The 21,008-nt window shown below is 65.3% G+C and carries 21 protein-coding genes and 4 pseudogenes; 11 read left to right on the forward strand and 14 right to left on the reverse strand.

Features of this window, described 5'->3' with window-relative positions; all coding sequences use genetic code 11:
• Positions 1–61 precede the first annotated feature (61 nt).
• Positions 62–1,429, reverse strand: coding sequence for an MFS transporter (locus ROP_RS15175; protein ID WP_012690268.1), 1,368 nt, complete (start codon positions 1,427–1,429; stop codon positions 62–64).
• Positions 1,430–1,469: 40 nt separating this feature from the next.
• Between ROP_RS15175 and ROP_RS15180 the strand changes: the two genes are divergently transcribed.
• Both ROP_RS15180 and ROP_RS15185 read left to right on the forward strand, forming a co-directional pair.
• A complete protein-coding gene (locus ROP_RS15180) occupies positions 1,470–1,874 on the forward strand; it encodes an acyl-CoA thioesterase (RefSeq protein WP_231868921.1) in 405 nt (134 codons plus the stop codon).
• Between the two features lie 489 nt (positions 1,875–2,363).
• Positions 2,364–3,737: an MFS transporter gene (locus tag ROP_RS15185; RefSeq protein WP_012690270.1), complete on the forward strand. Its 1,374-nt coding sequence runs from the start codon at positions 2,364–2,366 to the stop codon at positions 3,735–3,737.
• An 82-nt stretch (positions 3,738–3,819) separates the two neighbouring features.
• Here the strand turns inward: ROP_RS15185 and ROP_RS15190 are convergent, their stop codons facing one another.
• Positions 3,820–4,521 carry an IclR family transcriptional regulator gene (locus ROP_RS15190; protein WP_012690271.1) on the reverse strand — a complete coding sequence of 234 codons (702 nt, stop codon included), beginning with the start codon at positions 4,519–4,521 and terminating at the stop codon, positions 3,820–3,822.
• Positions 4,522–4,551: 30 nt separating this feature from the next.
• On the opposite strand from ROP_RS15190, the pseudogene ROP_RS41180 reads away from it, so the two are divergent.
• Positions 4,552–5,411 (forward strand): annotated as a pseudogene (locus tag ROP_RS41180) (CoA transferase).
• A gap of 63 nt (positions 5,412–5,474) precedes the next feature.
• Here ROP_RS41180 and ROP_RS42590 read toward each other — a convergent pair.
• A pseudogene (locus ROP_RS42590) lies at positions 5,475–5,627 on the reverse strand (acyl-CoA dehydrogenase); the annotation flags it as partial.
• Between the two features lie 77 nt (positions 5,628–5,704).
• On the opposite strand from ROP_RS42590, the pseudogene ROP_RS15200 reads away from it, so the two are divergent.
• From ROP_RS15200 to ROP_RS15210, 3 genes and pseudogenes are all read left to right on the forward strand, one after another.
• Positions 5,705–6,250 (forward strand): annotated as a pseudogene (locus ROP_RS15200) (acyl-CoA dehydrogenase family protein); the annotation flags it as partial.
• A 59-nt stretch (positions 6,251–6,309) separates the two neighbouring features.
• On the forward strand, positions 6,310–7,683 hold the full coding sequence (locus ROP_RS15205; protein ID WP_012690275.1) for an MFS transporter: 1,374 nt from the start codon (positions 6,310–6,312) through the stop codon (positions 7,681–7,683).
• A 16-nt stretch (positions 7,684–7,699) separates the two neighbouring features.
• On the forward strand, positions 7,700–8,479 hold the full coding sequence (locus tag ROP_RS15210) for an enoyl-CoA hydratase/isomerase family protein (RefSeq protein WP_012690276.1): 780 nt from the start codon (positions 7,700–7,702) through the stop codon (positions 8,477–8,479).
• Positions 8,480–8,493: 14 nt separating this feature from the next.
• Here the strand turns inward: ROP_RS15210 and ROP_RS43415 are convergent, their stop codons facing one another.
• Genes ROP_RS43415 through ROP_RS15230 form a run of 4 tightly spaced genes read right to left on the reverse strand, consistent with a single transcriptional unit; the run spans position 8,494 to position 11,397 of the window.
• On the reverse strand, positions 8,494–8,697 hold the full coding sequence (locus tag ROP_RS43415) for a hypothetical protein (protein WP_012690277.1): 204 nt from the start codon (positions 8,695–8,697) through the stop codon (positions 8,494–8,496).
• A gap of 30 nt (positions 8,698–8,727) precedes the next feature.
• Entirely contained in the window at positions 8,728–10,203 is a 1,476-nt protein-coding gene (locus ROP_RS15220; protein WP_012690278.1) for an aldehyde dehydrogenase, read from the reverse strand.
• Positions 10,204–10,252: 49 nt separating this feature from the next.
• Positions 10,253–10,867 carry a thiamine pyrophosphate-dependent enzyme gene (locus ROP_RS15225; RefSeq protein WP_012690279.1) on the reverse strand — a complete coding sequence of 205 codons (615 nt, stop codon included), beginning with the start codon at positions 10,865–10,867 and terminating at the stop codon, positions 10,253–10,255.
• On the reverse strand, positions 10,864–11,397 hold the full coding sequence (locus ROP_RS15230) for a thiamine pyrophosphate-binding protein (RefSeq protein WP_012690280.1): 534 nt from the start codon (positions 11,395–11,397) through the stop codon (positions 10,864–10,866). The genes ROP_RS15225 and ROP_RS15230 overlap by 4 nt, the downstream gene beginning before the upstream one ends.
• Positions 11,398–11,518: 121 nt before the next feature.
• On the opposite strand from ROP_RS15230, the gene ROP_RS15235 reads away from it, so the two are divergent.
• The gene (locus tag ROP_RS15235) at positions 11,519–12,430 is read left to right on the forward strand and encodes a LysR substrate-binding domain-containing protein (protein ID WP_012690281.1); all 912 of its coding nucleotides are present in this window, start codon (positions 11,519–11,521) and stop codon (positions 12,428–12,430) included.
• 61 nt (positions 12,431–12,491) lie between these two features.
• Positions 12,492–13,280 (forward strand): alpha/beta fold hydrolase, encoded by a 789-nt coding sequence (locus ROP_RS15240; protein ID WP_012690282.1) that lies wholly within the window; start codon positions 12,492–12,494, stop codon positions 13,278–13,280.
• 1,031 nt (positions 13,281–14,311) lie between these two features.
• Here the strand turns inward: ROP_RS15240 and ROP_RS15245 are convergent.
• A complete protein-coding gene (locus ROP_RS15245; protein WP_012690285.1) occupies positions 14,312–15,259 on the reverse strand; it encodes a hypothetical protein in 948 nt (315 codons plus the stop codon).
• Positions 15,260–15,565: 306 nt separating this feature from the next.
• Here ROP_RS15245 and ROP_RS15250 point away from each other — a divergent pair, with 306 nt between their 5' ends.
• Positions 15,566–16,291: a recombinase family protein gene (locus ROP_RS15250; RefSeq protein WP_012690286.1), complete on the forward strand. Its 726-nt coding sequence runs from the start codon at positions 15,566–15,568 to the stop codon at positions 16,289–16,291.
• A 274-nt stretch (positions 16,292–16,565) separates the two neighbouring features.
• Here the strand turns inward: ROP_RS15250 and ROP_RS15255 are convergent, their stop codons facing one another.
• The 3 genes from ROP_RS15255 to ROP_RS15265 all read right to left on the reverse strand — a co-directional run bounded on the left by ROP_RS15255 (position 16,566) and on the right by ROP_RS15265 (position 17,671).
• The gene (locus tag ROP_RS15255) at positions 16,566–16,859 is read right to left on the reverse strand and encodes a HigA family addiction module antitoxin (protein ID WP_012690288.1); all 294 of its coding nucleotides are present in this window, start codon (positions 16,857–16,859) and stop codon (positions 16,566–16,568) included.
• A gap of 44 nt (positions 16,860–16,903) precedes the next feature.
• Positions 16,904–17,185: a type II toxin-antitoxin system RelE/ParE family toxin gene (locus tag ROP_RS15260; RefSeq protein WP_012690289.1), complete on the reverse strand. Its 282-nt coding sequence runs from the start codon at positions 17,183–17,185 to the stop codon at positions 16,904–16,906.
• 162 nt (positions 17,186–17,347) lie between these two features.
• Positions 17,348–17,671 (reverse strand): hypothetical protein, encoded by a 324-nt coding sequence (locus ROP_RS15265; RefSeq protein ID WP_043824798.1) that lies wholly within the window; start codon positions 17,669–17,671, stop codon positions 17,348–17,350.
• 2 nt (positions 17,672–17,673) lie between these two features.
• Here ROP_RS15265 and ROP_RS43715 point away from each other — a divergent pair, with 2 nt between their 5' ends.
• Positions 17,674–17,835 (forward strand): hypothetical protein, encoded by a 162-nt coding sequence (locus ROP_RS43715; RefSeq protein WP_162471088.1) that lies wholly within the window; start codon positions 17,674–17,676, stop codon positions 17,833–17,835.
• Between the two features lie 47 nt (positions 17,836–17,882).
• On the opposite strand, the pseudogene ROP_RS41185 reads toward ROP_RS43715, so the two are convergent.
• The 3 genes and pseudogenes from ROP_RS41185 to ROP_RS15275 all read right to left on the reverse strand — a co-directional run.
• Positions 17,883–18,419: pseudogene (locus tag ROP_RS41185) on the reverse strand (hypothetical protein); the annotation flags it as partial.
• On the reverse strand, positions 18,416–19,411 hold the full coding sequence (locus ROP_RS15270; protein ID WP_012690292.1) for an LLM class flavin-dependent oxidoreductase: 996 nt from the start codon (positions 19,409–19,411) through the stop codon (positions 18,416–18,418). The gene ROP_RS15270 and the pseudogene ROP_RS41185, both read right to left, overlap by 4 nt.
• 79 nt (positions 19,412–19,490) lie before the next feature.
• A complete protein-coding gene (locus ROP_RS15275) occupies positions 19,491–20,540 on the reverse strand; it encodes an MFS transporter (protein WP_231868923.1) in 1,050 nt (349 codons plus the stop codon).
• 65 nt (positions 20,541–20,605) lie between these two features.
• Here ROP_RS15275 and ROP_RS15280 point away from each other — a divergent pair, with 65 nt between their 5' ends.
• A complete protein-coding gene (locus ROP_RS15280; RefSeq protein ID WP_005250705.1) occupies positions 20,606–20,968 on the forward strand; it encodes a MerR family transcriptional regulator in 363 nt (120 codons plus the stop codon).
• The last annotated feature ends 40 nt before the right edge of the window (positions 20,969–21,008 follow it).

Below are 21,008 nucleotides of genomic sequence, written 5' to 3' on the forward strand. Positions count from 1 at the left end.
GTCCGGCACGGCAGCGCCGGCCGGGACGGAGGACGCGCGCTCCGCGACTGAAAGTGCCTGGTCAGTGGGTGAGCTTGGCCGCTGCCTCGGTGAGGCTCATTCCCTTCGTCTCCGGCGCCAACCACTGCGACAGCGCGGCACCCGCGACGGCCACGGCGGCGGCGATCAGCATGGTCGGGCCGGCGCCGAGACTGCTCATCGACACCGGCATCAGGAAGGTGCCGATGCCCGCGCCCACTCGGCTGACCGCAGTCGCGAAACCCGTTCCGATGCCCCGGATCTCGGTCGGAAGAACTTCGGGTGGGTAGACGCCGGTCAGAGCGTTGTACATCGCGTTGAAGAACGAGAAGACCAAAAACAGGGCCAGCACGACGGCCGCCGGCGCACCTGCCCACAGCCCGATGACGGCGAGGACGGCGGCGCACAGCCACTGCGGGGGAACGGTCAGGACGCGGCGACCGACCCTGTCGATCAGGAAGAACGTGAGCACGACTCCGGCGAGAGCGACCGCGGAGAGTCCGACGCCACCGGCGAGGCCACCACCGAGCCCGTACTCATGCAGGACGCTGTCGGCGAACGTGGCGATCGCGAAATACGGAGTGACGGCGCAGAACCAGAACCCTGAGATGAACAGCGTGGATCGCCAGTGGTGCTCGTTGAACAGCATCCCGAAGGTGCCCTTGGCTATGTCTTCGTGCTCGACGTCGGCGAGCACGTCACCCGCAACGTATTTTCGGGCGAGGGCGCGGGCTTCGTCCTTTCGGCCCCTGCTCCACAGCCAGCGCGGGGACTCCGGAAGTCCGAGCCGGCCGAGGAACAGGACCACGGCGATGACCGTGCTGGTCGACAGGATCAGGTGCCAACTCAGGCTGGTGTACTCGTTGAGCAGATAGCCGATCAGGTACGCCGTCATGAAGCCGCCGTACCAGGCGATCTGCATCGCGCCGAGCAGTCGCCCTCGCAAGTGGGTGGGCGAGAATTCACTCATCAGCGGCCAGCCGACCGAGTATTCGATGCCGATCGCGATACCCATCAGCACCCGCACCACCAACAGCCACATCGGTGAATCGATGAACACCTGCATGCCCGAGGCGACGGTGAACAGGGCGATGTCGAAGGTGAACAGCGGTTTGCGGCCCCATCTGTCGGCAGCCCACCCGCCGATGGGCGAGCCGAGCAGCACACCGATCAGGGCCGCCGCGACGATCATGCCCTCCCACAGCTCCGAGATCTGCAGGTCGTCGGCCATCGTGGCCGAGACCGGACCGATGATGCCGAGGATGTAGCCGTCCAGGAACATTCCTCCGACCAGGACAGTGACCAACCTGATCATGAAGCGACGTTTACTCGCCTCCGAGCCCGGACCCCGATCGGTAGTTGTGTTCTTCACGGATATTGATCTTTCCCGTCGGCGGGATGGGAAGTACATACTCGTCAACGGCTTGGTTCGGCCCGGTACGATCGCGGTCGTGTACTCCCACCGGATTCGGTATCACGAGGTCGACCAGCAGGGATATCTCTTCAACAGCCGATACCTGGAGATCGCGGATGTCGCGATGACCGAATTCTTCCGCTCGCTCGGATGGCAGTACGACGCACTCATCGCGACGGGAACGGATCCGTCCGTCGTCAAGAGCGAGATCGCCTTTGTCAGTCCCTGCCGTTTCGATGACGTTCTCGACGCCGAGACGGTTCCGACCCGCGTCGGAACGTCGAGCTTCCGGCTACGCATCACTCTGCGGCGAAGCGGGGGCGTCGTCGCGACCATCGAGAACACCTACGTCAACGTCGATCTCGCGTCGGCGCGGTCGCGCCCACTGCCCACCGACGTCGCCGAAGCGCTCGAGCGGGAAGTTCGAGTCGAAACAACCTGAGACCGTCCGCATTACAAGTCGCTGACGACACCGCCGTGCGGAATGACACCACCCCTCGGTTCACGTACCCGCCAATGGGATTGCGATGCCGGCCTTCGCACGATACCGGGTCTCGTCACACATGCTGCACACATTCTGGCCTCGTTCGGGTAGTGGCGCAGTGACATCAGGTACCGAGGCGGTCAACACGGCAGTTGTGCAGTAGCAGAGGGTAGTTCGCCATTGCACCGCCTCGGGAACGGCCGTCACCGTATCGCAGGAAAATCGCCCGCCGCAAGAGAACTCACCGACTCCCCTCCGGCATACCGGGGCCGCATACAACCATCATGAAACGGCATTAACACCTCGTATCCATCAGGGTGCAGAATCGCTTCCAGACGCTTCTCTGAGATGCAGGTCACCTGAGAACCGTGAAATTGGAGAGGTCACACATGCGGCCATCCAGCCGCATTCGATTCTGCCCACACCCAGGAACATCGAGGAGTTTTCATGAGCCCATCGACACCGCCACCAGCGCCCCGGTGCGACGATCAGCCGACTGGGAAACCTCGCACTCGCGGCCACTACGTGAAGTCGATCCTGGTCGGCTCGGTCGGCAACATGATCGAGTGGTTCGACTGGTTCGTGTACTCCACGTTCGCCATCTATTTCGCCGGACAGTTCTTTCCCAGCGGCGACCCCACGGCTCAATTGCTCAACACTGCAGCCATCTTCGCTGTCGGATTCCTGGCGCGGCCGCTCGGCGGCTGGCTACTCGGCCGCCTGTCCGACCGCACCGGCCGCAAGGCCGGTTTGACGGTCTCCGTGGCGATGATGTCGGCGAGCGCATTGATGATCGCTCTCGCCCCGAACTTTGCGACGGCCGGTTATGTCGGAGCAGGAATGCTGGTCGCGGCGCGGATCCTGCAGGGACTCTCCGTCGGCGGCGAATATGCGGCGTCGGCCACGTATCTCACCGAGGTGTCAAAGAAGGGGTGGCGCGGCCTCGGCGCCAGCTTCCAGTACATCTCCGTCACCCTGGGCCAGCTCGCCGGCCTTCTGGTCCTGATCGTCCTGCAGTTCTTCCTCACCGAGGAACAGCTGACCGGATGGGGTTGGCGGGTGCCGTTCGCGATGGGCGCGCTCGGTGCCGTCGCGGTCTTCTATCTGCGGCGCGGCATGCACGAGACCGACGCCTATGCTGTCGCCGAAACCGCCGATGCGAAGGACCGGCGTGGCACGCTCGCCGAGGTCTGGCGGAACCGGCGCGCAGCAATGGTGGTCTTCGCCCTGACGCTCGGCGGCACGGTGGCGTACTACACGTACACCACCTATCTGACGAGTTACTTCGTCAACAGTGTCGGGCTCGCGAAGGCACAGGCATCGACGATCAGCTTCATCGGTCTGCTCGTGTTCCTCGTTCTGCTACCGCTCGGCGGCTACGTCTCCGACCGTATCGGCCGGCGGCCGGTTCTCATCTTCTTCGGCGTCGGCACCACGATCGGCACATACCCCATTCTGCAAGGCATGCAGAACAATCCGACGTGGCTGACGTGCCTGGTTCTCACCATCCTCGGCCTGGTGTTCGTCGTGGGGTACTCGTCGGTCAATGCGGTGGTCAAGGCCGAACTCTTCCCCACGAGTGTGCGGACCGTCGGCGTCGCCATCCCCTACAGTCTCGCGACCGCGGTCTTCGGTGGCACCGCGCCCTACATCGCGCTCGCGTTCCGCGACGCGGGCCGGGAGAGCTGGTTCTTCGTCTACGTCTCGATCTGCGCGGCCATCTCCCTCGTCACCTATGTGTTCATGCGCGAGACCAAGGACACCGATCTCGTGACCGAGACCGCGCCGAACCAGTCCCAACCGCGTGTGACGACGTCATAGCGTCACCGCATCCGACTTCTCGTAAGGCCTGTCCCACAAGACACGTGTGGGACAGGCCTTTCCTCTGCAGGAGGTTGCCGGACTACTCGACGTTCCGTGCCGCCCAGCTTCGCGTTCGGTCGCGCAGAACGTCGACAATCCCGTCCTTCGCACCGACGATGACCGAGTGCGAGGCAATGACGCCGACGGCAGCGACGGTCTTGCCGGACTCCCGCACTGCGATGGAAACGCCGTCACCCTGCTCGGATGCATGGGGAGAGATGCAAACACCGGTCTGTTCGATCTCGGGCAGGGCGGTGAGGAACTTGTCGACGAGGGGGTGTTCGTCGGCAGCGACGTTCCGAAGATTCGCCCACAGATCCCGCTTCTCCATCCCGGCAAGGAGTACCCAGCCACCGGATGTGCGGATCAAGGATCGGCGCACATAGTTCTCGGCAAGGTAGGCGAACCGCGGATCGGACGAGCAGTAGTCGACGTAGAAGATATTCGGTCCGACTGCGATGGATAGCACGGTCGTCAAGCCGGTCCGTTGGTGAATGTCCTCGAGGTCGGCGCGGGTCACCGTCGAGACCGGTTGCCGCCCCGCGAGGCGGTTGAGCAGATACGGCGCACTCCCCAAGGAATAACGTCGATCGTGTTCGTCGAGGTAGCCGGTCGATACCAGCCCGTTGACCAAACCCCGCACCGAACTGACTGGCGAGCCAGCATCTTTCGAGATCTCACTGAGGGTGATCCCACCGCGGGATCGGGCCGCGGATTCGAGAATCGCAGCGACGCGATCCACCGTGCGCTCGCGCAGATCAATCCCGGTCTGATCCTCTGCACCGCACAGGCGTACGGATCCGAAACCGCGTACCGGGACTACCCCGCCTACGACGACATCGTCCAAGCCGCGTCCGGTGCCGCAAGACTCACCGAACTCGTGGACGGTGCACCGCGATACGCCCCGTACGTCATCGCCGACAAGGTCGTCGGCCTGTACATCGTCATCGCCGTGCTCGCCGCAGCGATGGAGAAGAACCTCACGGGACTGGGCCAAGCGGTCGACGTCCCCATGGTCGACTCGATGATCGGATTCAACCTTGTCGAGCACTTCGGCGGGCACACGTTCTCACCGGCGGAGGGAGACTTCGGCTGGGCCCGCGTACTGACTCCCGAACGGGTTCCGCATCCAACCGCCGACGGCTGGATCTGCATAATGCCGTACTCGTCCAAGAACTGGGACGACTTCTTCACCCTCGCCGGCCGGAAGGACATGGTGGCCAACCGCCGGTACGCGACGGTCGACGACCGCCACCGGCACATGGGAGAACTACTCTCCGCTATCCGTGACGTCGCACCCCAGCGCACCACCGGTGACTGGTATCCGTTTGCGAGGCACACGGGATCCCCGCCTCTGACCTACTCGACCTCGCCCACGCACACGAAGACGCCTACGTCCGCGGCCAGGAACTGATCACCGAACGTGAGCACCCCACCGAGGGCACGTACTACACCACCCGCACACCGTTCGCTCTGTCACGGACCCCGGTCGCCTTCCGCCGCCACGCTCCGCGGATCGGGGCAGACACCGTCGACGTCCTGACCGAACTCGGCTATTCCGCGGGCCGCATCGAGACCCTGGCGGGCGCCTCGGTCGTCGCAACCCCGAACACCGAACCCGTGTCGGCCTGAACCGAAGGAAACATCCCCATGACTACTCTCCGACTGGTCGCGCCGGTCGCCGACGATCCGCAAGCCATGTCCGATGGTGCCGAAGACCAAGTCGTCGGGAACGAAGACGTCGTCGAGGACGACCTCGTTGAAATGGTGGCTCCCGTTCATCGAGAGGATCGGCCGGATGGTGATGCCTGGATCGCGCAGGTCGACGATGAACTGGCTCAACCCGCCAGCGTGCGAACGAGGGCCACCCCAGTCGATGGTGGCTGGTCGATCACCGGCGCCAAGGTCTGGACCTCCGGTGCCCACCGCGCGACACCGTCACCGCCGACCATGCCGCCCTGTCGGGATCGCCGATCGCGAACGCGGTCATCGACCAGTTGTTGCTGCGCGGCGCCCTTGTCCGCGGTCTGCAGGTGTGCGCCGCGCTCGACCGGATCCTGGACATGTCGATCACCCACACCACCGAACGTGCCCAATTCGGACGGCCCCTCGCCAAGTTCCAGTCCGTCCAACACCTGGTCGCCGACATCGCTTCCGAAGCCGCTCTCGCACGAGCCGCCGCCGAAGCCGCCCTGGCCGAGGCCGTGCGCACCGACTGGACCGGATCGAACCTCGAATTCCTCATTGCCGTGGCACGGTCCTGCGCCGGACACGCCGCATCCGTGGTCGTCCGCAACGCCCACCAGGTGCACGGCGCGATCGGCACCACCCACGAGCACCGACTCCACGAATTCACCACACCCGCCCTCGCCTGGCGCTCGGAGTTCGGCTCCGTCCACTACTGGGACGACACCGTGACCCACGCCGCACTCGACGCAGGTCGCGATCTCTGGCACCGCATCACGGTTTGAACCCCGGCTCCACCCCACGCTTCTGCATCCGCAGAAGCCCGGACCTTCGAGGAAACACCATGGCCTCCACCCCACCCGGACCCCCCGTCCCCGCAATATCGCAGGAACACCCGCACTCGCGCGGCTACTACATCAGATCCGTTATCGCCGGCTCTATCGGCAACATGATCGAATGGTTCGACTGGTTCGTCTACACCACCTTCGCGATCTATTTCGCGGGCCAGTTCTTCCCCAAGGGCGACACCACCGCACAGTTGCTGAACACCGCCGCAATCTTCGCCGTCGGCTTCCTCGCCCGCCCTGTGGGTGGATGGCTACTCGGCCGGCTGTCGGATCGCAAGGGCCGCAAGGCCGGCCTGACCATCACCGTCTCGTTGATGTCCTTCAGCGCGCTGCTCATCGCCCTGGCGCCTAATTACGCCACTGCCGGATACGTCGGCGCCGGAATGCTCGTCGCCGCCCGTATCCTTCAGGGACTCTCCGTGGGTGGGGAGTACGCGACCTCCGCCGCGTATCTCACCGAGGTGTCAAAGAAGGGCTGGCGAGGGCTGGGCGCGAGCTTCCAGTACATTTCTGTCACCCTCGGCCAGATCGCCGGCGTTTTGCTGCTGATCATCCTTCAATTCCTGCTCAGCGAGGAACAGCTCACGTCATGGGGATGGCGCATCCCGTTCGTCATCGGCACCATCGCCGCCGTTGCCGTGTTCTGCCTGCGTCGTGGCATGCACGAAACCGATGCCTACTCCGCACTCGAGAAGAAGGACATGCACGAGCGCCGCGGCACACTGAGCGAAGTATGGAAGCACCGCAAGGCCGCATTCCTCGTCTTTACCCTCACCCTCGGTGGATCGGTCGCCTACTACACATACACGACCTATCTGACCAGCTACCTTGTCAACAGTGTTGGTCTGTCCAAGGAAGATGCCGCACGTGTGAACTTCGTTGCGCTGGTGGGTTTCCTGTTCCTCCTCCCCCTCGGCGGTTACATCTCCGACAAGATCGGGCGGCGACCCGTGCTGATCTTCTTCGGCCTCGGCACCACCGTATTCACCTATCCGATCCTGCAAGGCATGCAGGATTCCCCCACCTGGCTATGGTGCCTCGCCTTCACACTGATCGGCCTGACGTTCGTCGCCGGATACTCGGCGGTCAACGCCGTCGTCAAGGCCGAGCTGTTTCCCACCGAAGTCCGCACCGTCGGTGTGGCCATTCCCTACAACATCGCCCAAGCCGTCTTCGGTGGAACGGCCTCCTACATCGCGCTCGCCCTGCGCGATGCCGGCCACGAAAACTACTTCTTCGTGTACGTCTCCGTCTGCGCCGCCATCTCACTTCTCACGTACCTGTTCATGCGCGAAACACGCGATGTCGACCTCGTCGGCCCAACAGCCACCACCGCGACCGCAGCGACGCGGGTCGACTCCCACACCTAGACAGGGAAACACACCCATGGCGGACCTCGAATACTCCATCGCCGACGGTATCGGCACCATCGTGCTGAACCGCCCGCACCGCAAGAACGCCTTCACCCTCGACATGCTCGACCAGTGGGCCGACGCCCTCCGCTCGGCGAGAACCGATCCGGACGTGCGGGTCGTACTCGTCACCGGAGCCGACGGTTCGTTCTGCGCCGGAGTCGATCTTGACGACTTCGCCCAGATCACCTCCACCCTCGACCGCCAGCACGTCCTCCACCACCGCGTCCACCGCGTTGCCGCCGCCACAGCCGAACTCGACAAACCGCTCATCGCCGCCATCGACGGCGTCGCCGTAGGCGCCGGGATGGACATGGCACTGGCATGCGACATCCGCCTCGCCTCCACCCGGGCCCGATTCTCCGAAGCCTACGTGCGCGTCGGCCTCATCCCCGGCGATGGCGGCGCACATCTGCTTCCCCGCATCGTCGGCCAGGCCCGCGCCCTAGAACTGCTGTGGACCGGACGGTTCGTCGAAGCGCAGGAAGCCCTCGACCTCGGCATCGTTCTATCCCTGCACACCCCCGAGCAACTTGCGGACGCTGCCAACGATCTCTGCCGCCGCCTCGCGGCCGGCCCCCCGGTCGCGATCAGTGCGATCAAACGTCTCGTGCGCAACGGCGAACGCGTCGACTTCATGACATCCCTGTCGATGGTCGCCGCGGAACAAGCCGTCGTCCAGTCCACCCGAGACTCCGCCGAGGCCGTAACCGCCTTCCGTGAACGGCGGACTCCGACGTTCACGGGGTCCTGACGTAAAAGACGGAGCTACGCCGAAGCTTCGGGTTCGTCGCCGAAGCCTCGGGCGAAGGCGACGTGTCCGACACCGATGTGCGCGAACATCAAGTCGTCGGCGACGGTGCGGTTCTGCTGTGCGATGGCATCGGTAGTCGCGATGGAACTGGAGAATGCGGGTGATGTCTGCGGCGGAGCGCCACTGGCCGGTAGCCCCTCAGCGGTGGCGACAAACATGCGCGGAGCACGCTCGTCGCCACCGGTGGGTCAGCGCAGGACGAACGGGTTTCCGGTCGGCGCCCCGGTGTTGATCCACACGCTCTTGGTTTCGAGGTACTCGTCGATTGCCTCGGTGCCGTTTTCCCGGCCGATACCGGAGTCCTTCACACCTCCGAACGGCAGCATGAAGCTCACTGCCCGGTAGGTGTTCACCCAGACCGTTCCCGATTCGATCGCCTCCGCCATGCGAAACGCCCGAGGCAGGTCGGTGGTCCAGACACCGGCGCCGAGACCGTATTTCGAATCGTTGGCGATGGCGACCGCCTCGTCTTCGGTGTCGAACGGGATCACCGCGAGCACCGGTCCGAAGACCTCCTCTTGCGCGAGCCGCGACTGATTGCGCACCCCGGTGAACACGGTCGGCTGTACGAACCACCCGTCGGTTCCGGTGTCGGTGGCCGCCGCCCCGCCGAGCGCGAGGTGTGCGCCTTCGGCGGCGGCGATGTCGATGTACTCGAGAACCTTCTTGTACTGGTCCCGAGTGGTGATCGGCCCCACCTGGGTGTCGGGGTCCATCGGGTCTCCGATCCGGGCGGTCGAGGCGAGCGCGACCAGCTTGGCAACAACCTCCTCGTGCACGGATCGCTGTACCAGAAGGCGGCTTCCGGCGATGCAGGTCTGACCGGTTGCGGCGAAGATGCCGGACACCGCGCCGTTGACCGCGGCATCGAGATCGGCGTCGGCGAAGACGATGTTCGGTGACTTGCCGCCGAGTTCGAGGGACACCCGCTTGAGTCCGCGCGCGGCCGCGGCTCCGATGTGCCGTCCGGTGGCGTCCGACCCAGTGAAGCCGACCTTGCGGACCAGTGGGTGGTCGACCAGGGGACTGCCCACGTCGGGGCCGAAACCGGTGACCACGTTGACCACACCGGCCGGCAGACCCGCCTGCTCGAGAATACGCACGAATTCGAGAGTGGAGGCGGAGGTGTACTCGGACGGTTTGACCACCACCGAGCACCCGGCCGCCAGCGCCGGCGCCAGTTTCCAGGTGAGCAGCAGCAGCGGCGAATTCCACGGGGTGATGATCCCGACAACCCCGATCGGCTCGCGCCGGGTGTAGGTGAAGTATCCCGGCTTGTCGACGGGAACGACGCGGCCTTCGATCTTGTCGGCAAGTCCGCCGTAGTAGCGGTACCACTGCGCGAGATACCGGCACTGGCCGAGCATCTCACTGTAGAGCTTGCCGTTGTCGCGGACCTCGGTGCGGGCAAGCAGTTCGGCGTTGTCCTCGAGGGCATCCGCGATGCGTTGGAGGACGAGCCCACGAGCGCTGGGACTCATGCCCGCCCACGGCCCGGTGGTCATGGCACGGTGCGCGGCCTGGACGGCGTCCTCGACATCCTGAGCCTGCCCGCGCGCGATCTGTGCCCAGGGCCGGCCGGTGTAGGGGTTGTCCGTCTCGAAGTACGTGTCGTCGGCGGACGGGCGCCGTTGCCCGTCGATGTGGAGCAGGTAAGTCTGCATGGCGGTGCCTCTCTCGATTCGGCGTCGGCGTCGGGGTCGGGGTCGGCGATCAGAACGTGTCGAGGCCGAGCGCGGCGCGGAACTTGTTCTTCACGGCGGTGCCGTCACGGGGCGGAAGGGCGCGCGGCGGCTCGGTCTGCTCGATGAAGACCTGCACGAAGGTGGTGCCTTCGCGGGCCGTGACGAACTCCGCCACGCGGTCGACCTCGCCGATGTCACGGACGCGTTCGGTCCGCGCGATTCCGAACGACGAAGCAACGCTTGCCAAGTCGGCGCCAAGACTGGAATGGCTGCGCTGCATCCCGGTCTCGCCGAAGTGCCCGTTGTCGAGGACGACGATGGTGAGGTTCTTCGGGGCCTTCACCGCGACCGATCCGAGCGCGCCGATGCCCATGAGCTGCTCGCCGTCACCGGTGATGACGACAACGGATTCGTCCGGTCGGGCGAGCGCGAGGCCGAGACCGGTGGGCACGGCCGCGCCCATGGCCCCCCAGAGGTAGAAGTTCCGGTCGCGCTCGCCGGCGGCGAAGACGTCGTAGGACGGGGAGCCGAGCCCGGTGACGACCAGTGCCTCCGGTGCCCGGTCGAGCAGTGCGGCGACGAACTCGCGCCGGTCGATGCGGTCTCCGGCGAGGGTTCCGATGGTCGAATTGTGTGCGTTCACTTGCGCTCCCACTTCTTACGTCCGATGAGCCGCTGACCCAGGAGCACGGCGACGCGCTCACCAGCGAGAAAAGCTTGGTCGAAGGCGGCAGAGACAACCTCGCCGACCTGATCGGGGTCGTCGACCCGGAAAACTGTGATGCCCATGAGTTCGAGGGCCTGCTGCGTCGTCGAGCCCATCGGGATCTGCCACGGGTTGAACTCGGCGTACTCACCGCGCATCGTCACGAGCGTGAGGAACGGGAACTTGCACATCTCCAGAAGAGAGAACATGTTGACGCAGTTGCCGACTCCGCTGCTCTGCATGAGCAGGACCGCACGTTGTCCGCCGAGCCAGGCTCCGCTGACGACTCCGACGCCCTCTTCCTCGGTGGTCAGAACGACGTCTTCGATGCTGGGATCGGCGATCGCGGCTTGGATCGCGTACGAGTGGCCGGCGTCCGGGACGTAGACGATCTGCTGGACATCTCCTTCACGCAGAACGTCGAACACGGACTTCTGCCAGCCGGGGGCGCTGACTGTGGGATTCATTGGTGCTCCGATTCATTACGATGGGCTCCATGGATCATGATGCAACATGCTGCGAGAGTGGTAATAATGTTTCGTGATGCTTGTATCACCGTTCTAGTCACGCTGAGGAAGAGGCGGGTTCATGGAGATTCGGCAGCTCAAAGCCCTGGTAGCCGTGGCGGACACCGGCAGCGTCACGAGGGCGGCCCAGGTGTTGCATCTGGTGCAGCCGGCGGTGACTCGCCACATCGCCACCCTCGAGGACGAACTGGGAACCCAGCTGTTCGAACGCTCACGGGCGGGAATGCTGCTCACCGAGGTCGGCGAGCAGGTGCTCGAACGTGCCCGCAGGGCGCTACGGGAGATCGAGCGTGCGAAGGAAGTTGCCTCGACGTCCGACCATTCGGTCTCCGGGCACGTGTCGGTGGGACTGCTGCCCAGCGTCGCGCGGGTCATCGGACCACGGCTGTCCGACGCGATCGTCTCCCAGCATCCCGGCCTACAACTCCAGTTGACGGTCGGCTACGCCGGTCACCTGGCGAAATGGCTCGAGGGCGGGGCCGTCGACTTCGCCATACTTTTCGACCAGCCGATGTCCTCGGCCTTCTCGATGGACCCGGTCGCAATCGAGGACTTGTGGGCCATCGCTCCCCCCGGCTCACTCGAGGACACCGGGGCGCCGATCCCTCTCGAACATGTTCTCTCGCAACCGATGATCATTCCGAACCCACCCCACGGACTGCGGACACTGATCGACGTCGCCGCGGCCCGGCTCGGCATCACGCCGTCGGTTACCCTCGAAACCAACGACGCCACCCTCCAACGCGCCCTCGTCGCCGACAAACTCGGGTGGTCGATGCTGCCGGCGAGTATGGCAACGGCCGGCGCGCACGGCGACGAGGTGATCGCGGTACCCACCACCCCCTCCCTGACCCGGACGCTGACACTGGTCCGCCCACGTGGACGGATGTCGGCGGCCGAAGCGGTGGTGCACAACGCCCTGCTCGATGCCGTGACCGCGATGGTCGACCAGGGGCTGTGGACCGCGCCGTGACCGCCGACGGCACACCGAAATAGACCCAATCGACCCTCAGTACAAACGAAGGACCAATCGCATGCCGATCGCCACAACCGTGGACGGTACCCGCATCGCCTATCAGGTTTCCGGTGGCGGCGAGCCCCTGGTGCTGCTCGCCGGCCAAGCGAACAACCATCATTGGTGGGACGGAGTCCGTTCCGACTTCGAGCCGCACCTGCAGGTGATCACCGTCGACTACCGCGGCACCGGGAGCAGCGACAGTCCCCGCACCGGCTATTCCACGAGGCAGTTCGCTCGCGACGTCGTCGGGGTGCTCGATGCGGCGGGGATCGACACCGCGCATGTGTACGGAACCTCGATGGGAGGTCGTGTCGCACAGTGGATCGCGATCGACCACCAGGAGCGTGTGCGGTCCCTGATCCTCGGCTGCACCTCCCCCGGCGGTCCGCACGCTCACGAACGAGCTGCCGACATCCGTCACACCCTGGCCTCCGCGGATCAGGACGCCGTGAGGACGGCGCTGATCGACCTCATGTACACCCCGGCGTGGCAACACGACCACGCCGGCCCGTACCACGTGCTCGGTGATCCCGAGATGTCCCCGTTTGCGCGAAACGCACATCTGGTTGCCAGCAATAGCCACGACGCCTGGAACGAGTTGGCGCAGATCGCTACTCCCACCTTGATCCTGCACGGCGACGAGGACCTGCTCTCTCCTGTGGACAACGCCCATCTCCTCGAGGAACGAATCCCGGACACGCAAGTGGTAATCCTGCCCGGCGCCCGGCACGCCTACTTCGATGAATTCAGACAGCAGGCATCCCCTGCCGCAATCGAATTCATCCGATGGTGCAGCACGAGATGATGGATGCGATCCACTGATGTCAAGGCTCTCATCTGTTGCCAATGTATCTAATACTCTCTGTCAGCTTCTGGCCCTGTCTGTCACCGGGAATTGGCGTCTGCGGAGTTCGTGGGTTGTCGGTCGTCGGGTGCGCAAGGGCGCCGACGGAGTCCTGGTTTCCGTCTCGGCGCGTGGGGCCGGGTCCTCAATTCTGTGGTCGCGCGGACCCGGGGCGCCTACCTGGGAAGGGCTGTATCGGGTTGTGCGGGAGCGACTCCCGCGAGGGAGGAGGTATTCATTGGGGTGCCGGGTGCCGGGTTCGGTAGGATGGGAGGGTTCGCCGGCCGATCAGCACGATGGTGGGGGAGAATGCTATTGGTGCGGGATCTCGGATCTGCGAGGATCGCGGTTCGTGTCTCGAGGGAGCAGCGGGCGGGGCGCGGGCGGATGCTCGACGACGCGGCCTGTGGGCCGGTCCACGGTGGTGGGGTGTGGCGGGATCGATTGCCCCGATTCGCCGGTGGCGTGGATCGAGCGGTTCTTGTCGGAGGTCGGCGTTACAGTCGAGGCTCTGCGAGAGGTGGGGTGGCAGACCGTGGGGAATGGGGGTGATCGATGAGCTTGTCGGGGATGGCGGCTCTTCTCGGAGGAGAAGATCGGCCTGCGCTTGTTCGGGTTGTTCCTGCCGCCGGGTCGACCGGCATGACCGATGAACCACCTCGCCGGGATCCTGCCCGACCTGCACGAAGCATTCGCCGACACCCGTGACAAGGACCCTAGATGCTTTTCGACCAGCGAGATCCAGTTGCGTATCATTCGACGAACTGCAGGGGAGAACCGCCAAGTAGGCGGGAACGGCGACCAGGAGCTTTACATCGATATCGCGAGCGGGCGGGACAAGTCACACATGACGATGTCCCACTTACCGCCCCCCCCATTGCGGAAATGGTCAACGGACGATCTCTACGGGACGTCGCAGGTCAGCGAGTTCCGGTCAGGGGATGGCTATCGGAACGTGCCGGTCAGCGTTCCGCTTGCGGACACGATCGCGGTCAACCACAACCGGACGACGATGGTCGCCCTGAGCGGCAGAGAGTCGGCGCGAAAGCACGCGCCGGATTCGACCGTTCGACACCAACGGCATGTGTCACGCTCAAATGATGACCTGGCCGCAACGTGTCGTGCCTCCCGACGCGATGGAGATGGGTGCGCTTGCCCACGGCCCGCGAGTCCTCGCCCGGGCTCCAGGAATCGTGGTGGGACTGCGTTCGAGTGACCCGGCGAAGTGGATTGATCTCGTCATCGTGCAGCAGTGCTTCGGACTGGTTGAACAGACAGAGCGTGAAGCTGACACCCGCAAGCTCGACGACTCCGCCGAACAGCAATTTCGGATCGTGCTTGATAAGTGTTGCAGCCGAACACCAGTCGCTCGTGACCGTCTCGATTCGGGTGAACGGATCGAACGACAGATGCGTGTTTGAGAGATCGCCAGTCACACCGAGTCCCCACGTGCTGGGCCAGCCCGCACGATCGAGCAACAGGTCGATCGCCTCATCGGAGACGGTCGTTACGCGCTCGCCGTTGTTCCCGGTGAACACGTCCGCCGCGGCATGGGTGATCAGTAGTTTGAGCACCCATCGCTGGAAGTCCTCTCCTGACACCTCGACCTCTTCCGGCTCACCCCAGGTGCCGGCTCCGTTCATGTACCGGAGAGCGATGCTGCGCAGGAAGGTCGCGAAGGCGAGCGCTGCGCTGTCCGCATCGCTGAGTCCATTGTTGTGCGCCGTGCAGAGCACATTAGCGACGAATCTCCTTGGCTGGATGCCGACGGGGATCCGGTAATTCGGTGTCGGTTGGATCCGGACGTCGGGATCGTCGAATGTGTAGAGGCGGATCAGCGCGTGAGATATGTAGTGCTCGCCCGAGATAGTGGTCGAACAGCCGCCTCTCGTGTTCGCGTAACTCTTCGGGTGCACATAGCTGGAGTCCGTGTCAGGCATCTCCGTGTCCTGTCTGCCGAGGTCGCAAGAGACGGGCCCGGAATCTCGCGTACCGAAATCCGGAGCATAGAGGCGACGACCGACACCCCATCCCCGCTTCCCCCTTCGCGTTGATTTGCGAACGTCGAACCGAATCCCCCGATCTCACTCCGACTCCGACTCCGACCCGCGTCTCACATCCTTGGAAATGAGACGCCACCAGGACCGCTTCCGGATGCCGCCAACACCTAGGTCACTGCGTTTCAAAAGTTAGTCCCACAATTGCATGTCACAATATTCGTACAGACCTGACTTTCGGTACGCTCGGTGCAGGAGCTGGGGTATGCACGGGTATCGACGAGCAAGCAGGACCTCGCCCGGCAGATCGACGCGCACACCGAGGCGGGGATCGACCCGGCGAACATCTACGTGGACAAGAAGTCCGGGACCACTACCGAACTGCCCGGACTACAGGCGCTGCTCGAATACGCCCGCTGCGGTGACGTGATCGTGGTGCACACCCTCGACCGTCTCGGCCGCACCGGCCGCGACACCCTGAACCTGATCCACGACCTGCACCAACGCGACATCGGCTTCCGCAATCTGGCCGACCCGATCCGCATCGACTCGACGAACCCGGACGACCCGATGGGCCAGCTGGCGGTGGTGCTGCTGGCACTATTCGGGCAGATGGAACGCACCTACGCGGTCGAGCGGACCGCGCACGCCCGCACGGTGGCAGAGAAGACGGGCCGCCGGACCGGCCGACCCAGCGTGGTCACCGACGCCCAGCTCGCCTACGCCACCCAGCTCCGGGACGGCGGGGCCACCATCGCCGAGATCACCGCGAAGACCGGGCTCACCCGCTCGACCCTCTACCGGCATCTGCCGACCCGACAGGCCGAGACGCTCACCGCCGACGACGCCGCCACGGGCGAGGAGAAGCCCTCGCCGTCACCGGATCCGGCGGCGGCGCGGACCTCGACGAGCGCGAGCACCTGCACGAGGCGCGGCACTGCGCCCGCTGCCAACCGCACGGCCACGTCGTGGTGATCAGCTGCTCGAGGTGCGGTGACGGCCCGCTGCTCACCGGCTCCTCCAGGGACGACCTACCCCCGCCGGTCCTGGCGTGGCTCGAACGTCACGAATGGACCACTACTCCAGAACTCGTCTGCGGCAACCACAACACGCGACAGCGACTCGATATCCAACCCCGCAAACGTTGATGCTCACCAGCGGTGGCACCTAACGGGGAAGCGCTGGGGCAACCGCAGCTCGGCGAGTGCGCCGGATCGTCCGCCTGGTGCCGAGTCCGATGTCTGCCGATCTATGCCGAGAGGCGCGTGATCTTGGCGAGGGTGTCGCCGAGCTTGTCGGCCGCAAGGTCGAGCTCGTAGCGGTCCTGGATGTTGAGCCAGAACTGGGCGCTGTTGCCGAACGCCTGGGCCAGCCGCAGCGCGGTGTCTGCGGTGATCGACCGCTTGCCGAGCACGATCTCGTTGATCCGCCGGGGCGGCACACCGATGATCGTGGCCAGGCGGTTCTGCGTGATACCGAAAGGCTCGAGGAAGTCCTCGCGGAGGATCTCGCCGGGGTGAATGGGGCTCAGGTCTGTAGTCATTGTCGGTGTTCCTTTCCTTGGTCGGAGGTGTCGGTTCCGGGTGGTCAGTGGTAGTCGGTGATCTCCACGTCGTATGCGGCGGTGGCGCGCCAGATGAAACAGATGCGGTACTGATCGTTGATCCGGACGCTGTACTGGCCCACCCGGTCCCCGGAGAGCTTCTCCAGGCGGTTGCCTGGGGGCACCCGCAGGTCGTTGACGTCGGTGGCCGCCTCGATCAACAGGAGACGCCGGCGCGCGATCCGCTGAATGTCCTGCGGGACCTTCTTCGAGAACTGCCGGCGAAAGACTCGCTCGGTCTCCTTGTCGGCGAACGATTCGATCACACCACCACTATAACGCACTGCGTTAATAACGCGCAACGTTAAACGCGATCGAGCGTCGGGACCAGCGCCGCAGTCACCCGCGGTCTTGTTCTCCGGGCAACGTTTTGCCCGGCCCTGCACCGTGCACGACTCGGGCGTGCACCGCACGAAGGCCGAGACCGATCAGTGCGCCGGCCGCCGCATCGCTACGGACTGTGGGTTGCCGGCGTCGGTTGGCGGCCGAATCGCGATGCCGTAGTCCTTTGCGATTCGGCTCATCCGCGACACGCTGCGCCCCATCTCGTGTCCGAGTTCCCGCAGGGTTCGCCGCTGGTTGACGTACTGGTGGTGAAGCCATGCCGGATCGACCGGCTCCTCGTGGTGCAGGGCCGTGTCCAGGTCGACGAACGTTGTGTCGGTGCGGTGCGCGATGGCCTCGAGCCAGGAATCGATTGCCTCACCGGGCAGCGGGGGCACCCGGATCGGCAGGGTCCGCACCGGTGTCATCGGTGGCGACGTGTCGGCCGGGTGGTGATGCGCCGCGCTTCGAGGGCGGCGGCGAGTTCTCGCCGCGCGGTCTCGGCGTCCTCGTCGTTGCTGACGGTGTCGAGCAGCTCGGCATCGAGACATTCGCGGCCGGTGACGATCGCGCGGTGGCGTTGGCACCGTGAATCTCGACACCCTCCAGTCCCGCTGCCATCGCCCGCTCGGCTGAGCGAGCGAAGTCATCGACGATGGCAAGGGTCTGAGCGCAGGTGAGCGGCTGCGGGCGGACAGCCGGTCTCCTGCCGTCTGCGGTGTACACCGCCGCCCGGGCTCCGATGGCTGAGGGCGCCACGGGATACAACCCATCGGGCAGGAAAGATGGGTGAGCGAGGCGTCCCGCATGCATCAGCTGCACGAAAATCCGGCCCCCGGCATCGTGCACCGCATCAGCCACACGAGACCAGCCGTGCCGATGGGCGTCATTGTGCAGGCCTGGCACGCCGGGTCCGAGTCGTCCGGCCGCGGTGGGGTGGGTGCCCTCGGCGATGATAAGTCCGGCGCTGGCGCGCTGTGCGTAGTAGGTGCTCATCAACGCGCTGGGCGTGCCATCCGAGGCGGCACGGGATCGGGTCATGGGAGCCATCACGATGCGATTAGGCACGGTAAGGGCGTCCACTGTTGCGCTGTCGAACAACGTGGTGTTCAGGGTGTCGGGTCCCCTCTGTACGCGGCGGGGCACGCGGGGGGAACGGTGAGAGTCGGGTGTCATGCTGTCTTCAGTTCGGCGAGGAGTTCGTAGCTGCGGATCCGGTCCTTGAACTCCCAGGTCTCGGTGAGCACGATGAGTTCGTCGGCCTGCGTCTGCTCGACCAACTGGTTGAGGCCGTCGCGGACGGTGTCAGGCGAGCCGACGCAGGACGCGCGGAGCATGGCACCGACGGCCGACGCTTCTTGCGGGGACCACAGCTGGTCGATGTCGTCGACGGGAGGCAGGTTCTGCAGTTCGCCGCGGATCAGGGTGAGGAACTTGCGCTGGAGGGTCGTGAAAATGTGCTGGGCGTCTCGGTCGGTGTCGGCGGCGATCACGTTCACGCCGACAACGGAGTGTGGCTTGTCCAGGTTCTCGGAGGGGCGGAAGTTCGCACGGTAGATGTCCAGGGCAGCGGACAGCTGGTTGGGAGCGAAGTGCGAGGCGAAGACGAAGGGCAGGCCTTCCTTCGCGGCCAGGGCCGCGCCGAAGGTGGAGGAACCGAGGATGTACAGCGGGACGTTGGTGCCCTCGCCGGGGATGGCGCGGACCCGGCGGGTGGGTCCGTCCGGCGCGAGGTAGCGGCGAACCTCCGCCACCTGGGCCGGAAAGTCCTCGGCGGTGGCTTCACCGCGCCGCAGTGCCTGGGCGGTCCACGGGTCGGTACCCGGTGCGCGACCCAACCCGAGGTCGATGCGTCCGGGGTAGAGGGAGGCGAGGGTGCCGAACTGCTCGGCGACCACGTACGGGGCGTGGTTGGGGAGCATGATGCCGCCGGAGCCGACCTTGATCCTCTCGGTGGCAGCGGCCACCTGCCCGATCAGGACGGAGGTCGCCGCCGAGGCCACGGCGGCCATGTTGTGGTGCTCGGCGATCCAGTAGCGGTGGTAGCCGAACTCCTCTGCCTTGCGTGCGAGTTCGATGGTCTCGTGCAGCGCCTCGGTGGCTGTGCCGCCGTGCCGGATGGGGGCGAGGTTGAGAAGGGAGAGCGGGATATCGCGGAGGTTGTTCATGACTGTGCGAGATTGCCTTTCGCTTGCTGCGGCGGATGTGTGATCACGCCTGGATATGTGCGGATGAGGGTGGTGCAGGTCAGCGGTGCTGACCGAGCTCGGCGAGTTCGTGAGTGAGGCTGGCCTCGTCCTTGTTGCCGGGTCGGGCGATGACGGCCGACGTCGTGCGCCGGGGGAGGGCGGACGTGCGCGCGAACACGACGATGAGCAAGGCGACCGCGGTGAGTGCAGCGGCCGCACCGGGCACGGCGGCCACGCCGATGTGATCGAGGACCCGGCCGCCGACCAGCGAACCGCCGCCGATGCCGAGGTTGAAGCCGATTATGAACAGCGCGGAGGCGGCAGCCTGTGCGGCTGGCGCTGCTTTGAGCGCGGCCGACTGCAGGAAGGTCGGTAGTGCCGCGTGGGCCAGTCCCCACAGCACAATCAGAGCGATCGTCGCAGGAGTGAACCAGCCGACTGCCCCCAATCCGGCAAGGGCCAGAACCACGAGGCCAGCGGCGCTCAGCAGGGCACCCCGCGGGCGCCGGTCCACCAGCATTCCGGCGCACCACACCCCGGCGATGCCCGCGACACCGAAGGCGAAAAGGACAGGGCTGACCGCCTTCTCGGAGATACCGGCATCCTGCAGATAGGGGGCGACATAGGTATAGAGCGTGAAGTGACCCAGCATGACCACGGTGGTCGTGACGGCGATGGCCAGCACTCCAGGGATCCTGAACGCCTTGGCGGCCGACGAGTCGGCGGAGCGCGTGCCAGGAACCTGAGGCAACAGGGCAGGAGCCCCGGCCATCACGAGGACCGCAACCCCGGCCAGGACGGGAAAGGTGGGGGCGAGGGCCATCAAGAGGTTGCTCACGGCGAAAGCTGCCATGATCACCAGAAAGAGTCGACGCCGTGGCCAGTTGGCGGTCCATGCGGTGACGGGCAAGGTCACGAGCATGACAACGAAGGCGTAGATCGCGACCAACAGTCCGACCTGCGACTCTGATGCCCCCAGGCCTTGGCCCATCTGCGGCAGCAGACCCATGGGCAGGGTCTCGGTGGTGATGGCCATGAAGGCGGCCACGAACAGGACGGCGAGGCCGCCCCTTTTCGATCTGGAGGAGTCGTTCATTACGTCGGTCACGCCACTGACGCTAAACTTGTACATTGATGTCAAGGTCAAGCCGAAACGGAGTGAAGCACATCACCATGAAGATCGGTGAACTTTCCCATCGCACCGGAGTCGCCACCCGACTCCTGCGCTACTACGAACAGCAGGACTTGCTGCACCCCGACCGCCTGGCCAACGGCTACCGGGACTACCCCGAGAGCGCAGTGCAGCGCGTCCAACAGATTCGCGATCTGCTCCAGGCGGGCCTGAGCACCGGGGTCATTCGCGAGATCGTGCCCTGCTTCCTCGGCGCCGGCGCCGCCTTGCGCCCGATGGTCGACGCGGAGTTGGCCGCGAATCTCGCCCGCGAGTTAGGCGAGATCGAGCGGCGCATCGACACCCTGACGCGCAATCGGGACGCCATCCGCGCCTACCTGACGGTCGCCAGCCCGGCCGCCTGAGAGGCGAGAGAGAGAAGGGCGCCCGCCGACAGGGTGTGGA

This window comes from Rhodococcus opacus B4 (assembly GCF_000010805.1).
GTDB lineage: Bacteria > Actinomycetota > Actinomycetes > Mycobacteriales > Mycobacteriaceae > Rhodococcus_F > Rhodococcus_F opacus_C.